The organism is Iocasia fonsfrigidae, assembly GCF_017751145.1.
GTDB lineage: Bacteria > Bacillota > Halanaerobiia > Halanaerobiales > DTU029 > Iocasia > Iocasia fonsfrigidae.
Genome location: NZ_CP046640.1, coordinates 3,004,099 through 3,018,900, shown reverse-complemented (window position 1 = coordinate 3,018,900; position 14,802 = coordinate 3,004,099). Strand labels below are relative to the sequence as shown.

The window sequence follows — 14,802 nt, the reverse complement described above, 5'->3', positions numbered from 1 at the left end:
CTGATTTCCTTTCTGCTGGTATATGTAATTTCCATATTCTATACACAAAAGATGCAGGATTTCAAATTTATGTATAGGGTCTGGATGTGGACAGATTGTAAAAAAGGTAAATGAGGAGTGGAAAATGTGACAGAAAAGGAAAAAATGTTGGCCGGGGAATTTTATAATGCATCTGATGAACAGCTGTTAAGTGAAAGGATGTATGCTAGAAAAATGACCAAATGCTTTAATGAATCTGAAAAAGAAAATAAAATTGAAATACTTAAAAAGCTTTTTGGTAGCACAGGAGAAGGAATTTACATTGAACCTAATTTTCGCTGTGATTATGGCAGTAATATCTATTTAGGAGATAATTTTTATGCAAATTATGATTGTACTATACTGGATGTTTGTAAGGTTGTTATAGGCAAAAATTGTATGCTAGGGCCAAAGGTATGTATTTTCACCGCTACACATCCTTTGGATGCGGAACTTAGAGTTTCAGGTTTAGAATATGCTAAACCAGTAAAGATTGGAGATAATGTCTGGATTGGTGGGAGTGCAGTCATAAATCCAGGGGTAAACGTAGGTAATAATGTGGTAGTGGCATCAGGGGCTGTTGTGGTGAAAGATGTGCCTGATAATGTAGTTGTGGGGGGAAATCCTGCTAAGATAATAAAAAAACTATAAATAGGGTGATGAAAATGTTAAGTAAGAAAAAAGTGATTTTACTTATTTTAGGATTGATTATTATAATTTTAGGGATTAAGGGTGTAGCTTATTATAATGATTTAAAAACATATCAAGAACAAGTGAATGATATTACTATATCACAGATCGACTTATCCCAAATAGCAGATGGTGTATACCAGGGTAGTTATGAGGTGAAATGGGTTGCTGCTGAGGTTAAAGTAATAGTTAAAGATAATAAGATAGTAGATATTGAATTACTAAAGCATAAAAATGGCAGGGGTGAAGCAGCTGAAGTAATTATCCCAAAAGTAATAGAAGAGCAAACTTTAGGAGTTGATGTAATTACTGGTGCAACTTCAAGTAGTAAAGTAATACTTAAAGCAATTGAAGAGGCATTAAGTTCAAATTAAGTTAGTTTGCCATGGAATCAGGATAATGGAATGCAATTTATAAACTATAATTAACAGTTACATGATAATTAATTGTATTTCATTGGCTGCTTAATTTTGTTAGTTTTTTTGAACAAGAAAGTGGAGGGATTTATGTATACAAAAGCTGATATAATTAATTATTTTTCGTTATTGGGTATTAACTCCAAAGGGACATTATTAGTACATTCTTCAATGAAATCAATTGGAGATGTTGATGGTGGTGCTGAAACAGTTATTGATGCCTTTGTAGAATATATGAAGCAGGGATTGTTGATATTTCCAACCCATTCATGGGGTAAAGATAATCTAGTAAATGATATTTATGATCCATTAACAGAACCTTCATGTGTTGGAATTCTCTCTAATATATTCATGAAGAAAACTGGTGTTGTAAGGTCATTACATCCAACTCATTCTATTGCAGCCAGGGGTAAAGATGCTTTGGAATATATACAAGGTGAAGAGAGATTTAATACGCCATGTCCGCGAGGGGGTTGCTGGGGACGCTTATATGATAGAAAAGCGCAGATTTTATTCTTGGGTTGTAGTCTAAAAACTAATACCTTTATTCATAGTGTTGAGGAATGGTGCTGTGTCCCCAATAGACTTGCTAATAAGTCTAAGAGGATTAAAATAATAAATCCATATGGCAATGATTATCACGTGGATTTATATGGTCATCAAAGTACTTATGGGGATGTATCTAGAAATTATGATAAACTACGTGATGTTTTATTGTATAAAGGTATAGCAGTTAAAGGTTTGATTGGAGATGCGAGGTGTTATTTGTGTGACACTGTAGGGATGGGTGATATTACTACTAAGTTTTTAAATTATGATATTGATTTATTTGCAGATAATAGACCTATTCCCCCAAACTGGTACAAGTAAATTTATCATTAATGTTATTTGTTGTTGATTACTTCATTGAATGTCTTAAGGAAAAGAAAAAGTCTGATATTTATGGTGTAGAGACATTAAAAACAATAAGGGTGATTTTTGCTAGTATTGAGTCATATAAAAGTGGACGTTCTATTGTTATCAAACAAGATTAAGGAGGTAGAGTAGGGTAAAATTAGGTTTTGCAAGTTCAATTTTGATAATTATAGTTTTGGAAAATTAGTTGATATTGCAAGTGATATGGGATATCAATGTATTGAAGTTGCTAGTTGGTCTCAGGGCAAGGCTGAGCGTTGTTTTATATAGGGGTAAGTCATATTGATGTAGATAATCTCACTGATAATAAGGTTCCATATATAAATGATTATTGCAGTAGTCAAAAGATAGAAATTTCTTCTCTAGCTTATTATTCAAATACTATAAATTATCTTGACCTGTCTATAGCTTTATAGTTTATATTATAAAGTAATATAGGGAGGTAGGTGGGATAAAAAGATGAAGGTTTTTATAAATAAAGATTTCTTTTTAGTGTGGACAGGGCAAATTGTATCACAATTAGGGGACCGTTTATATAGTATTGCACTTGCATGGTGGTTATTAAAAAAGACTAATTCACCTGTTATAATGGGTATTTCTTTAATGTGTTCATTACTACCTGAGGCTATAATTGGTTTGTTTTCTGGGGCTTTTATTGATTTGAAAAATGTCAAAGTGATAATGGTTGTGACTGATATAATAAGGGGTTTAATTATATTGCTTGTTAGTTGTTTTTTCTATTATAATATTTTATCTGTATGTTTTATTTTAATCGTAAACATTGCAATTTCTGTACTTTCAGCTTTATTTAATCCTTCAGTTATGTCAATAATTCCATGTGTTGTTAAAAAAGACAAAGTTATTGATGCAAACTCATTAAGTCAATTAATTTATGGATTAACAACTGTAATAGGGCCTTTATTTGGTAGTGGTTTAGTAAGCTGGTTTGGTTTTTTCCCAGTCTTATTATTTAATAGTTTTTCATTCATTTTTTCAGGTATTGTTGAGTATTTTATAAGGTATAATGCAGAAGTATCTTTGAAGAAGAATATTTTATTAGATGAAATCAAAAAAGGTTTTTCTTTTATTAGAAAAGATCTCAGACTAATTTTTATAATGAAGGTTATTAGCAGCATTCATTTATTTGTAGGAAGTTTAATGGTTGTAATGCCTTTTTTGGCTGATGATATAAATGGAAATGGAATTATTAATTTAGGTTTTTTAGAGATGGCTTTAGGTTTAGGTTTAATTCTTGGTTCGATACTAAAATTGTCGTTAAAATTTAATAAAGGAAGTAAAAGTGATATAATTTTAAATTCTTTTATTTTGCTTGGATTATCTTTTTTAAGCCTGGGAGTTATTTATATGGGTATGTGTAAATCTATTTTACCATATCTTTTTTTCTTGATAATTGTAGGTGGGAGTATTTCTAAAATATCAGTTAACTGGAGAACAATATTGCAATTAAATGTTCCAACTGATTTAAGGGGAAGAGTATTTAGTACTGCTAATTCTATTGCAAATTTATCTCTGCCAGCTGGGATATTAATTTATGGAGTTTTAATGGAATATACTGTTCCAGCTTATGTTATAGTTCTTAATGGTTTAATTATATTATCTTTTGTTTTATATTTTAAATCTAAATTAAATTATGAAGAAAACTATTAGGAAGTGATTTTATGTATACTATTGGTCAACTGGCTAAAAGATTTAATATCTCTAGAAGTACTCTATTATATTATGATTCTATTGATGTATTAAAGCCAAGCAAAAGATCAAAATCTAATTACCGACTTTATTCAGAGGAAAAATATGAAAGGTTAGCCAAAATAGTATCTTATCGAGAAGCAGGTTTGCCTCTTAAAGACATTAATAAGATAATAAACTGTGATAATAAAGGTACAGAAGTATTACGACAGCACGTAGAGAAATTAAATAGGGATATAAGAAAAATACGCTGTCAGCAACTTATGATTATTAAACTAATAGAGGATAATGGACTTTTGAAAAGGCTTGGTTTTAAAAGAAAGAAAAAATGGATAAAAATGTTAAAAGATGTTTCTATATCAGATGAATTAGCTGATAATTTACATAGAAAGCTTGAACTGGACTACCCAGAAGAACACCAATCATTTCTTGAGTATTTAGGGCTAACTAAAGGTGAAATAGATAAAATTAGGGGATATTATAATAAATAACTATAAGTAAAATTGGAATAAAATATGATAAAAATTTATAGAAGGAGTGTAATAATGACTAAAGACTTTGATTGTCGAAAGTATTGGGATGAAGTAGCCTATAATAAGGAATTCACAACACCCTTTCAGCTTAATGTATTCAGAAAGTATGTTGAGAAAGAGGCTAAGGTATTGGATTTTGGCTGTGGTTATGGAAGGACATTACATGAGCTGTACCTTAACGGTTATCAAAATTTATATGGAACTGATATATCTAAAAACATGCTAGAAAGGGCAGCAAAAGATTATCCTTTTGTAAATTTAACACTAAAGACTAAGGAAAAATTTGATTTTGAAGATAATTTCTTTGATGCTGTAATTGTTTTTGCGGTATTGACCTGTATTATCAAGGATGAGGAACAGGAAAGATTAATTAGGGAAATTAAAAGGGTTTTAAAACCAGGTGGTATTATTTATATTAATGATTTTTTACTTAATAATGATGAACGGAATTTAAAGAGATACAATTATTTTAGTGATAAATATAAGCAATTTGGGGTATTTGAGTTATCAGAGGGGGGAGTATTTAGACATCACAGTATAGAGTGGATTAAATTATTGACTAGATCATTTGAAAAAATTGTATTTGAAGAAATAACTTATAATACAATGAATGGAAATAAGTCAAATGGTTTTTATTATATTGGTAAAAAGTAAATGGGGAGTGAAAAACATGACAGAAAAGGAAAAAATGTTAGCAGGAGAACTTTTTATAACACCTCTGATGAACAACTGGTGAAGGAGAGAAGTTATGCTAGAAAAATGACTAAGCGCTTTAATCAATCTGAAGGAGAAATAAAATTGAAATACTGAAAAAACTTTCCTAATAGGTTTAACGTACTAAAGCATAAAAACCCCTTCTTTGTTGAAAACTAGTAGCTACAAAGGGGGGATTTTTATGCAGATTGTTCATGCGGTTTTTCGACCGGGGGAGGGTAAGGAGGCTGTTAAGTTCCTCAATACTCTTGGTGTGGATATACAAGATTATAAGTTAATAAAATCAGAAACTGGTGATCTTTTAATTATAAATCTGCTCTATGGTGATGCTGATATACTCCTGGATAATTTGATGAGCAGATTTGACTTTAAAGGGGATAAGGAAAGAAGTTTAATAATCTTTACACCTGATACTGTAATTCCTAGAGACAGGAAAAAGGTTAGGAAAGCAAATTTCCATGCCAGCCGGGAGTCATTAATAACCTTTGCCCAGGAAAAGTCAGGTATTAATAGTGAATATGTTTTCCTGGTTATATTTTCTTCAATTATTACCAGTCTTGGTTTAATACTGGATAATGTAGCTGTTATTGTTGGGGGAATGGTTATTGCTCCAGTATTGGGGCCAATACTGGGTATTACGATTGGGATTGTTTTAGGAGATAATAAGTTAATCAGAAAAGGTATTGCTGCTGAAATACTGGCAGTTGTATTGGCAGTGGTAGTAGGGGCAATCTTTGGGCTTTTTATACCAAATGTTGATATTACAAGTTCATTGAGAATCAGGATGTATCCAACACTGGCTGATTTATTTATAGCTATGGCAGCAGGTGCAGCAGGTGCTTATTCCCTTGTTAAGCGGGGGCAGCCAGGGTCTGGTCTGGTCGGTGTAATGGTGGCAGCTGCCCTGTTACCAGTGATGAGTACAATAGGCATTGGTCTTTCTTTTGGTTATACTACTATGATTATTGGTGCTTCACTATTACTGGCTGGTAACTATCTTTCTTTATTACTGGCTACCCTGATAGTTTTTTATTTTAAAGGGGTGAGACCTCAGATGTGGTATGAAGTTAAAGCCCAGAAGATTGTCAAGAAGAGTATGGTATTCTTTGTTATTTCAGTAATTTTGCTTTCTGTACCATTAGGTATACTTACTGTACATCAATTTTATATTGAAAAACCAAAAGATATAATAAAGTCAGTAATAAAAGAAAGGCTTGTGATGGATTGGAGCTATCGAATAGAAGATATAGAAATTCAGGGTAAATTAATAAATGCCTATCTATATGCCGATGAATCGATTAGTACAGATTTTCTTAATGATATTAAAAAGGAAATAAGTGATAAATTGAACAATGAATATAGTATTAATTTTAAAATTATACCAATTAAAGAAATTAAAACATAAAAGGTGAATCCTTTTTAATAATATAAGTTAAATTCCTAACAAAAGATCTATGAACTGTCTTGACATAGAGTAGATATATGCTATAATATAATTAAAATGTGAATTATATAACAAAGACCAGTTATTTTTTTTGTTCTTCTTTGTTAAATATTTAACAAAAGAAAATGACCTGTCAGTAGGGGGTGCTGAGAATTAATATTACTGTTTGTATTGGAAGTGGCTGTCATGTTAAGGGTTCAAGAGGGATTATCAATATATTACAGGGCTATATTGCTGAAAATGAAGCAAAGATAGAGATAAAACTAAAGGCCTGTTTCTGTCAGGGTCATTGTACCGAAGGGGTTGTAGTCAAGTTTAATGAAGAGATTGTAACAAATATCACAAAAGATAATATAATCGATGAATTAGAAAAACGTTTAGATATATAGGGAGGCAAGATATATGGCTATTATTTTAACCAGTGAAGCTAAATGTAAGGATTGTTACAAATGTATAAGACACTGTCCCCTAAAGGCAATTGGTTTAAATGATGATCAGGCCTGGGTAATAGAAGAAAGATGTATTTTATGTGGTAGATGTATAGAGATATGTCCACAGAATGCTAAGACGACAGTATCTGCTATAGATATTCTGGATAAGTATCTGCTTGATGGAGAAAAAATAGCAGTGAGTTTAGCCCCTTCATATCTGGCAGCTACAACTTATCAAACCCCCTGGAAATTAGTAGCTGGTCTTAAAGAACTGGGGATAGCTGTAATTGAAGAGACGGCTCTGGCTGCGGAGATAGTTAGCAGGGAATATTATGATGTCTGTCATGATGAAGGTGATGATTCGTTAATATCAAGTTGCTGTCCTACTATTGTAAGTTTGATAGAAAAAAATTTTCATAGTCTAATAGATAAATTGTCCCCTGTTATGTCACCGATGATGATTCATGCTCGTTTATTAAGCGAAAAATTGGGTGAGGATTATAAAATTATCTTTATCGGCCCCTGTTTTAGTAAAAAGGAGGAGCTCAGCTGGGATGAAGATAATCCTTTAGATGCTGTTTTGACTTTTGAAGAAATAATAGAGTTTTTTAAGGACAAAGGTATTGAAGCAGATAGTCTGGCAGATATCTATCCTGATTGTATTTCTTCAAGGGCGAGGGCCTATCCACTACACAGGGGGATACTTGAAGTAGCAGGAATAAAGGGCTCACTCCTGGGTGATGTAATTACCGTTTCGGGTGTAGAGGAAGCTATAGAGGTCTTTAAAGATATGGAAGAGGGATTGATAAGTCCCCGTTTTGTTGAGGCCCTTGGTTGTAAGGGGGGCTGTATTGGTGGGCCGGCTATGGCTAATGATTATGGTGTTGCCCATCGCAAGATGAGATTAAGTGAGTTTATAGAAGATACACCCCGATTTAATGAGGAAAATGATATTTCTCCTAGAAATTATCAAAGGAAATATCGACATTATCAGCAGAAGGATAAATTGCCTAGTGAAGAAGAGATAAGGGAGATTCTTGCCTTGACAGGTAAGTTTACCCCAGAGGATGAAAGTAATTGCGGTGGTTGTGGTTATTCCAGTTGTCGGGAAAAGGCTGTAGCGGTATATAATGGGAGGGCTGAAGTGGAGATGTGTATCCCATATATGCGGGAAAAAGCAGAATCACTATCACATGCAGTTGTTGACAGTTCTTTAAATGGCATTATTATCGTCAGTGAAGATATGATTATTCAAGAATTTAATCCAACAGCTGAGAAAATGTTTAATAGAAAAGGTATTAAGCCTAAAGGTAAATATTTATCTTCCTTTGTTGATCCGGCAGATTATATTGAAGTCAGGGATAATCAGGAGATAATTACTGATAAATATAAGGAATATGAACAGTATAGTTTGATAACCAGGGAAAGTATTTATCCGCTGGAAAAATATGGGGTTGTAATAGGATTAATTACTGATGTAACAGCAGAAGAAAAACGCAAGGCAGAGATTGATGATATGAAGCTGTCAGCCCTTAATAAGGCCAAAAGGGTAATACGTGAACAGATGAAAGTTGCCCAGCAGATTGCTGGTTTACTGGGTGAAAGTACAGCAGAGACTAAAGCAACACTTCTTGAATTAATTGATATAATGAATAGAAAAGAGGCGAATACAGGTGAAGATGAAAGTTGACATCGGCATTGCCAGTCTTTGCAAAAAAGGGGAAGAGGTGTGTGGTGATACTACAAAAATAATCGAAGAAAAGGATTCAACTACTGTTATATTATCTGATGGACTGGGTAGTGGTATTAAAGCCAGTATCTTATCAATCCTTTCTACTCAGATAGCTTCCAGGATGCTGGAGAAGAATATTAGGCTGGAAGAAGTATTTACAACAATTGCTGATACACTCCCGATTTGTAAGGTAAGAGGGATTGCTTATTCAACATTATCAATTCTGAAAGTGAAAATAGATGGTAGTGCTCATTTGATAGAATATGATAACCCTTCACTTATGTTAATCAGGGATAATGATATTGTCTCTATCAAGAAGATAAAGAGGAATATAGCAGGTAAAGAGGTATATGAGAGTTTTTTTCAACTCGAATTAAATGACCTGTTATTTCTGATCAGTGATGGGGTTATTAATGCAGGGGTAGGAGGACTCTTTGAACTGGGACTAGGACGCGATCGTTTACTTGATAATATTTTCAAACGCAATCTGACAGAGCAAGCAGCAGATAAGGTTGCTAAGAAGATTATTGGCCTGACAGAGGCCTGTTATATGGGAAAAGCAGGGGATGATTCTACTGCTCTTGTTATTAAATCAAGGAGACCAAGGTCTGCCGTTGTTCTGACAGGTCCCCCTCAGAAAAAGAGATACGATAGTCAGCTAGTAGCTAAATTTCTTGATTATACCAATGCCCAAAAAATAGTTTGTGGTGGGGCTACTGGTAATATGGTTGCCCGGGAACTTGGGTTTGAGATAGAAACATCACTGGATTATATAGACCCTAGTGTACCACCAGTAGCTGACATTGAAGGTATAGACCTGGTAACAGAAGGGATATTAACCCTAAATAAGACAGTGGATAAAATCAAACAATTGTCTGAAGATAATTTTAATGATAATAAGAATGAATTTGATGGTATAAAAGACGGGGCAAGTATTCTAAGTAAATCCCTTTTAAAGGCCGATGAGATTACTTTTCTGATGGGGTCAGCTGTAAATCCAGCACATGAAGAGCTGATGAAGTCACTCCAGTTAAAGCCTAGACCAGTAATAATCGGTAAATTAGTTAATCTGCTTCGTAAACATGGAAAAGAAGTAAATATAGAGAGATATTAGGGGGTTAAGTAGATGAGTGAAAAGATAAGTGTAGAGGTTTGTGTTGGTACCTCCTGTCACTTGATGGGAAGTAATTTGATTATGGAATGTCTGGATAGACTGGCAGACAATATAAAGGAAAGAATTGACTTAAGGTATGTACAGTGTATGGATAGGTGTGGTAAGGGTCCAAATGTGCGAATAGCCGGTGTACTGTTGGATAAGGTTACACCTGAAACTGTTGTTGAGGAGATTAAAAAAAGTTTAATATAAAGCTAAGGTGGTGAAATAAAATGGCTGAAGTCATTTCAGAAGTAACCAAGATACGCCGGAGGGTCCTTACAGAGGTTGCTGCTTTAATATTTAATAATAGATTAGTTGAAGATGTTGAGGGCTTACCAAAGAAATTAACAGATGAAGGCTTAACAAGTTACCGTTGTTGTCAATATAAAGAACAGGCGATTCTTCAAGAAAGAATTAAACTTGCTTTAGGGATAGATATTACAGCAGAAGATAGTAAGAAGAGGCTTGAGGAATTGGCCAGGAATGTACTTGATCAACCAGTAGCAAGAAGTGATAAACCATATATTACTTTGATTGAGGAGGCCTGTGACCATTGTTCAATAGATAAGATGTTTGTTACTAATGCCTGTCGTAACTGTGTAGCCCATAATTGTGTTAATAGCTGTCCCCGGGATGCAATCAAAATAGTTGATAACAGGGCTTTTATAATCAGAGAAAAGTGTATTGAATGTGGCCTATGTGCTAAGGCCTGTTCCTATGGTGCAATAGTAGAGATAGAACGTCCCTGTAGTAGGGCCTGTGCTGTTGATGCAATAGTATCCGGAGATAAGGCCAGTGCTGCTATTGAAGAAGGCAATTGTGTTGAGTGTGGTGCCTGTATTGTTGCCTGTCCCTTTGGTGCTATTTCATACAGGTCTGAAATAGTAAATGCCATTAAAATGTTAAGGCATAGTCAATCAGAAACAGTTGCTCTGGTAGCCCCATCATTTATTGGGCAATTTGGACCAGGAGTAGACTGGGATGTACTTAAAGAGGGTTTAAAAAAGCTTGGGTTTACCAGGGTTGTTATGGTAGCAGCTGGTGCTGATGAGGTAATTAGAGAAGAAAGCAGGGAATTGCTGGAAAATATAGAATTTAATAAAGGTGTTACCTTTAATTCTTGCTGTCCTTCTTTTAAAAATTTAATAAATAAACATTACCCAGAATTAACCGCTGGTATCTCTACTACTGAGTCACCTATGCTTAAAACTGCTAGACTGCTTAAGAAGTCGGGTGATGATGATATTAAAAATATATTTATTGGTCCCTGTCTGGCGAAAAAGGGTGAAGCGATAAGAGAAAGTAATGGTCTAATAGATGGAGTGCTTACCTATGAAGAGATTGCTGCTGTTTTAGTAGGGGCAGGTATTAATCTGGCTAAACTGGGTGGTGAAAAGTCCAGAAGAGATAATAATCTTGAAAATCCCTCTATTGATGCCTTGAATTTCTGTGCTGCTGGAGGGGTTAGTAAGGCTATTTTAAATAGTATGGAAAGAGATGGGTTACAGGTTAAAACTGCTGCTGGAATAAGGGATTGTGATAAATTATTAAAACAAATTTCCAGAGGGGTATTTAAAATAGATTTTATGGAAGGAATGGGCTGTCAGGATGGTTGTATAGGTGGGCCTGGTACCATGACAGGTCCGGCTAAGGCCAAGGGACTTTTAAAGAAGATGAGCAGAGAGGTGGAGATGAATGTCTAAAAAGAAGGAGAAGCCAATAGCAGTAAGTGTTATTAAAAGACTGCCTGTCTATTACCGCTTTCTTACTACATTACATTCAAAAGGGGTTGAGAGAATATCCTCAAGTGAATTAGCGGAAAAATTGGGTGTTACTGCTTCTCAGATAAGACAGGATCTAAGTCAGTTTGGTAATTTTGGTCAACGGGGGTATGGCTATAGAGTTGCTAATTTAAAGGAGGCAATTGCTAAGATACTTGGTTTAGATAATCAAATGGATATGGTGCTTGCCGGGGCTGGAAACCTTGGTAAGGCAATTATTAATTATCCTAATTTTAAGAGAAGGGGGTTTTATATTAAAGGAATATTTGATGTAAATCCAGAGCTTATTGGGCAGGAGGTTGCTGGTCTTCTTGTTCAGGATATCAGTCTGCTGGCTGACTTTTTGACAAATAATAGGATAGATATCGGTATTATTACTACACCACCAGAGAGTGCTGTAGATGTTGCAGATATCTTTGTAAGGGGGGGGATAAGGGGTATCTGGAATTTTGCTCCAGTTAGTTTAAACTACAGTGGAAAGGTACTGGTTGAAAATGTGCACATTAGTGAGAGTCTATTGACACTGTCATATATGATTGATGAAAAATTTGGGTCAAAATCATAAGGTATATAAGAAAATAAGTGGAGGGATGAAAAGATGACTACTAGTACTGCAAAAAGGATTGCTACTCTTAAGGAAAATGAAACAGTTGAGGAAATGGTTGATAGATTAGTCAGGAAGGCGGTCAGGGCGGGTGAAGAATATAAAAAACTGAGTCAGGATAAAATCAATGAGATAACTAAAAGAATGGCCCTGGCAGGGGTAGATAAGCACATTGAACTGGCCAGGATGGCTCATCAGGAAACTGGTATGGGGGTTTATGAAGATAAGATTACCAAAAATCTTTTTTCATCTGAATATGTCTATCATGATATTAAATATGAAAAAACAGTTGGAATTATATCAGAAAATCCAGCTGAAAATTATCAGGAGGTAGCTGAGCCAATTGGGGTTATTGCTGGTCTTACACCAGTAACCAACCCTACTTCTACTACTATGTTTAAGTCATTAATCTGTGCTAAAACAAGAAACCCTATTATCTTTAGTTTCCATCCGACTGCCTTAAAATGTAGTATAGAAGCAGCCAGGGTAATGAAAGAGGCAGCTGTTGCAGCAGGTGCACCGGAGGATTGCATTCTCTGGATAGAAAAACCTTCCTTGGAGGCTACTAATTATTTGATGAAACACCAGGATATTCATCTGATACTGGCTACAGGTGGGTCTGGTATGGTTAAATCAGCTTATTCCAGTGGTAAACCTGCCCTTGGTGTTGGTCCTGGTAATGTTCCCTGTTATATTGAAAAAAGTGCTAACCTTAAACAGGCAGTAGCTGACCTTATTTTAAGCAAAACCTTTGATAACGGCACTATCTGTGCCTCAGAACAGGCAATTATTATAGATCAGGATGTTGCTGATGAGGTCAAAGACCTGATGAAAGAGAATAATTGTTACTTCCTTAATAAAAATGAAATAAAGAGTTTATCCAGGATAGCTATAAATCAAGAAAAAAATGCTATGAGTCCTGCTGTTGTTGGTCAATCTGCTGCCAAAATTGCCAGGATGGCTGGGATTAAGGTGCCAGAGGATACCAAGATACTGATTGCTGAATTAGAGGGTGTTGGTCCTGATTATCCTTTGTCCCGTGAGAAGTTAAGTCCTATTCTGGCCTGTTATGTGGTAAAAAACTATCAGGAGGGTATTAAACGTTGTGAAGAGATGACAGAATTTGGAGGATTAGGTCATTCAGCGGTTATTCACTCTAATGATAGAGAGGTTATTAATAAATTTAGTGAACGTATCAGAACAGGGAGGCTGCTGGTTAATTCACCTTCTTCACATGGTGCTATTGGAAATATCTATAATACTAATAACCCTTCACTAACTTTAGGCTGTGGTTCAATGGGTAGAAACTCAACAACTGATAATGTTAGTGTTAAGAACCTATTGAATATTAAGAAGGTAACTATTCGTAAGGAAAGGATGAAGTGGTTTAAGGTTCCACCAAAACTATATTTTGAATATGGTTCTTTACAATACTTAAGCAAATTAAAAGGTAAGACTGCCTTTATTATCACAGACCAGACCATGGTCGACCTTGGTTTTGTTGATAAGGTGGCCTATCAGCTAGATAAAGCAGATATAGCAATGGAGGTTTTTTCTGATGTGGAGCCTGATCCATCTGTCGAAACAGTGCAGCGTGGCTGTCAGGCTATGGAAGATGTTGAACCTGACCTTATTATTGCCCTTGGTGGTGGTTCAGCAATGGATGCTGCTAAAGGAATGTGGTTGTTTTATGAACACCCGGATATTAAATTTGATGATTTAAAACTTAAGTTTATGGATATCAGAAAGAGGGCCTTTAAGTTTCCAGCCCTGGGGAGGAGAGCGACTTTTGTAGCTGTTCCTACCACTTCCGGTACAGGGTCAGAGGTTACCGCTTTTTCAGTAATAACAGATAAAAAGAAGAATATAAAATATCCATTGGCAGATTATGAACTTACTCCAGATATAGCTGTTATTGATCCGGAACTGGTTATGACTGTACCAGCCTCTGTAACTGCTGATACAGGTCTGGATGTTTTAACACATGCTATTGAAGCTTATGTGTCTGTGATGGCTTCTGATTATACAGATGCTCTGGCAGAGAAGGCTATTAAGTTAGTCTTTAAATATTTACCAAGGGCATATAAAGATGGTAGTGATAAAGAGGCCAGAGAGAAAATGCATAATGCTTCCTGCCTTGCCGGTATGGCCTTTACTAATGCCTTTCTGGGGATTAATCATAGTATGGCACATATTCTTGGTGGTAAGTTCCATATACCACACGGCAGGGCAAATGCTATTCTACTTCCTCATGTTATTAAATATAATGCTGGTAAACCAAGTAAACTGGCGGCTTTTCCACAGTATGAATATCCCAAGGCTGACCAGAGGTATGCTGAGATTGCAGAAATGTTGGAGCTGCCCGCAGATACCAGTGAAAAGGGAGTTGATAGCCTGATCAAAGCTGTAAAAGACTTGATGAAAGAAGTAAAGGTGCCCTTAAGTTTAGCAGAGGCTGGTGTGGAAAAGAAAGAGTTTGAAAAGGAACTGGATGATATGGCAGACATTGCCTTTAATGACCAGTGTACTGGTACTAATCCCAGAATGCCGCTAGTAACGGAGCTAAAAGAGGTCTACCGTCAGGCTTATGGTTCTTAAACATACTTAGAATTAATAATAATCTATAGTAAAAAGGCATCCTGCAATAGGGTGCCTTTTTTA

The 14,802-nt window shown here is 35.2% G+C and carries 15 protein-coding genes; all 15 read left to right on the top strand.

Annotation, left to right across the window (positions count from 1 at the left end; all coding sequences use genetic code 11):
• Positions 1-117 precede the first annotated feature (117 nt).
• Positions 118-669 carry a maltose acetyltransferase domain-containing protein gene (locus GM661_RS14475; RefSeq protein WP_407929600.1) on the top strand — a complete coding sequence of 184 codons (552 nt, stop codon included), beginning with the start codon at positions 118-120 and terminating at the stop codon, positions 667-669.
• A gap of 14 nt (positions 670-683) precedes the next feature.
• Positions 684-1,082 (top strand): FMN-binding protein, encoded by a 399-nt coding sequence (locus tag GM661_RS14470; RefSeq protein WP_125991355.1) that lies wholly within the window; start codon positions 684-686, stop codon positions 1,080-1,082.
• A 132-nt stretch (positions 1,083-1,214) separates the two neighbouring features.
• Positions 1,215-1,994, top strand: coding sequence for an AAC(3) family N-acetyltransferase (locus GM661_RS14465; protein WP_230867474.1), 780 nt, complete (start codon positions 1,215-1,217; stop codon positions 1,992-1,994).
• A gap of 504 nt (positions 1,995-2,498) precedes the next feature.
• Positions 2,499-3,707 (top strand): MFS transporter, encoded by a 1,209-nt coding sequence (locus GM661_RS14460; RefSeq protein ID WP_230867473.1) that lies wholly within the window; start codon positions 2,499-2,501, stop codon positions 3,705-3,707.
• A gap of 11 nt (positions 3,708-3,718) precedes the next feature.
• The gene (locus GM661_RS14455) at positions 3,719-4,237 is read left to right on the top strand and encodes a MerR family transcriptional regulator (protein ID WP_230867472.1); all 519 of its coding nucleotides are present in this window, start codon (positions 3,719-3,721) and stop codon (positions 4,235-4,237) included.
• Between the two features lie 54 nt (positions 4,238-4,291).
• A complete protein-coding gene (locus tag GM661_RS14450) occupies positions 4,292-4,933 on the top strand; it encodes a class I SAM-dependent methyltransferase (protein WP_230867471.1) in 642 nt (213 codons plus the stop codon).
• Positions 4,934-5,089, top strand: coding sequence for a maltose acetyltransferase domain-containing protein (locus GM661_RS19245; protein WP_407929599.1), 156 nt, complete (start codon positions 4,934-4,936; stop codon positions 5,087-5,089). It abuts the gene before it with no gap.
• Positions 5,090-5,174: 85 nt separating this feature from the next.
• Positions 5,175-6,398, top strand: a complete 1,224-nt coding sequence (locus GM661_RS14445) for a TIGR00341 family protein (protein WP_230867470.1) — start codon at positions 5,175-5,177, stop codon at positions 6,396-6,398.
• A 182-nt stretch (positions 6,399-6,580) separates the two neighbouring features.
• Complete coding sequence (locus GM661_RS14440; protein WP_230867469.1) at positions 6,581-6,826, top strand: NAD(P)H-dependent oxidoreductase subunit E; 246 nt, start codon at positions 6,581-6,583, stop codon at positions 6,824-6,826.
• Between the two features lie 13 nt (positions 6,827-6,839).
• Entirely contained in the window at positions 6,840-8,558 is a 1,719-nt protein-coding gene (locus GM661_RS14435; RefSeq protein ID WP_230867468.1) for a [Fe-Fe] hydrogenase large subunit C-terminal domain-containing protein, read from the top strand.
• Entirely contained in the window at positions 8,548-9,714 is a 1,167-nt protein-coding gene (locus tag GM661_RS14430; protein WP_230869806.1) for a SpoIIE family protein phosphatase, read from the top strand. Before GM661_RS14435 ends, GM661_RS14430 begins: the two co-directional genes overlap by 11 nt.
• Before the next feature lie 12 nt (positions 9,715-9,726).
• Positions 9,727-9,966: a (2Fe-2S) ferredoxin domain-containing protein gene (locus GM661_RS14425; RefSeq protein WP_230867467.1), complete on the top strand. Its 240-nt coding sequence runs from the start codon at positions 9,727-9,729 to the stop codon at positions 9,964-9,966.
• A 20-nt stretch (positions 9,967-9,986) separates the two neighbouring features.
• On the top strand, positions 9,987-11,459 hold the full coding sequence (locus tag GM661_RS14420) for a monomeric [FeFe] hydrogenase (RefSeq protein ID WP_230867466.1): 1,473 nt from the start codon (positions 9,987-9,989) through the stop codon (positions 11,457-11,459).
• Positions 11,452-12,102 carry a redox-sensing transcriptional repressor Rex gene (locus tag GM661_RS14415; RefSeq protein WP_230867465.1) on the top strand — a complete coding sequence of 217 codons (651 nt, stop codon included), beginning with the start codon at positions 11,452-11,454 and terminating at the stop codon, positions 12,100-12,102. The genes GM661_RS14420 and GM661_RS14415 overlap by 8 nt, the downstream gene beginning before the upstream one ends.
• A gap of 33 nt (positions 12,103-12,135) precedes the next feature.
• Positions 12,136-14,739 carry a bifunctional acetaldehyde-CoA/alcohol dehydrogenase gene (gene adhE / locus GM661_RS14410; RefSeq protein ID WP_230867464.1) on the top strand — a complete coding sequence of 868 codons (2,604 nt, stop codon included), beginning with the start codon at positions 12,136-12,138 and terminating at the stop codon, positions 14,737-14,739.
• Positions 14,740-14,802: the final 63 nt, after the last annotated feature.

What these genes read in the sequence shown, in the direction of transcription:
- GM661_RS14470 (WP_125991355.1), top strand. Translation starts at nt 684, where the DNA reads ATGTTAAGTAAGAAAAAAGTGATTTTACTTATTTTAGGATTGATTATT.
- GM661_RS14465 (WP_230867474.1), top strand. Translation starts at nt 1,215, where the DNA reads ATGTATACAAAAGCTGATATAATTAATTATTTTTCGTTATTGGGTATT.
- GM661_RS14460 (WP_230867473.1), top strand. Translation starts at nt 2,499, where the DNA reads ATGAAGGTTTTTATAAATAAAGATTTCTTTTTAGTGTGGACAGGGCAA.
- GM661_RS14455 (WP_230867472.1), top strand. Translation starts at nt 3,719, where the DNA reads ATGTATACTATTGGTCAACTGGCTAAAAGATTTAATATCTCTAGAAGT.
- GM661_RS14450 (WP_230867471.1), top strand. Translation starts at nt 4,292, where the DNA reads ATGACTAAAGACTTTGATTGTCGAAAGTATTGGGATGAAGTAGCCTAT.
- GM661_RS19245 (WP_407929599.1), top strand. Translation starts at nt 4,934, where the DNA reads ATGGGGAGTGAAAAACATGACAGAAAAGGAAAAAATGTTAGCAGGAGA.
- GM661_RS14445 (WP_230867470.1), top strand. Translation starts at nt 5,175, where the DNA reads ATGCAGATTGTTCATGCGGTTTTTCGACCGGGGGAGGGTAAGGAGGCT.
- GM661_RS14435 (WP_230867468.1), top strand. Translation starts at nt 6,840, where the DNA reads ATGGCTATTATTTTAACCAGTGAAGCTAAATGTAAGGATTGTTACAAA.
- GM661_RS14430 (WP_230869806.1), top strand. Translation starts at nt 8,548, where the DNA reads ATGAAAGTTGACATCGGCATTGCCAGTCTTTGCAAAAAAGGGGAAGAG.
- GM661_RS14425 (WP_230867467.1), top strand. Translation starts at nt 9,727, where the DNA reads ATGAGTGAAAAGATAAGTGTAGAGGTTTGTGTTGGTACCTCCTGTCAC.
- GM661_RS14420 (WP_230867466.1), top strand. Translation starts at nt 9,987, where the DNA reads ATGGCTGAAGTCATTTCAGAAGTAACCAAGATACGCCGGAGGGTCCTT.
- GM661_RS14415 (WP_230867465.1), top strand. Translation starts at nt 11,452, where the DNA reads ATGTCTAAAAAGAAGGAGAAGCCAATAGCAGTAAGTGTTATTAAAAGA.
- adhE (WP_230867464.1), top strand. Translation starts at nt 12,136, where the DNA reads ATGACTACTAGTACTGCAAAAAGGATTGCTACTCTTAAGGAAAATGAA.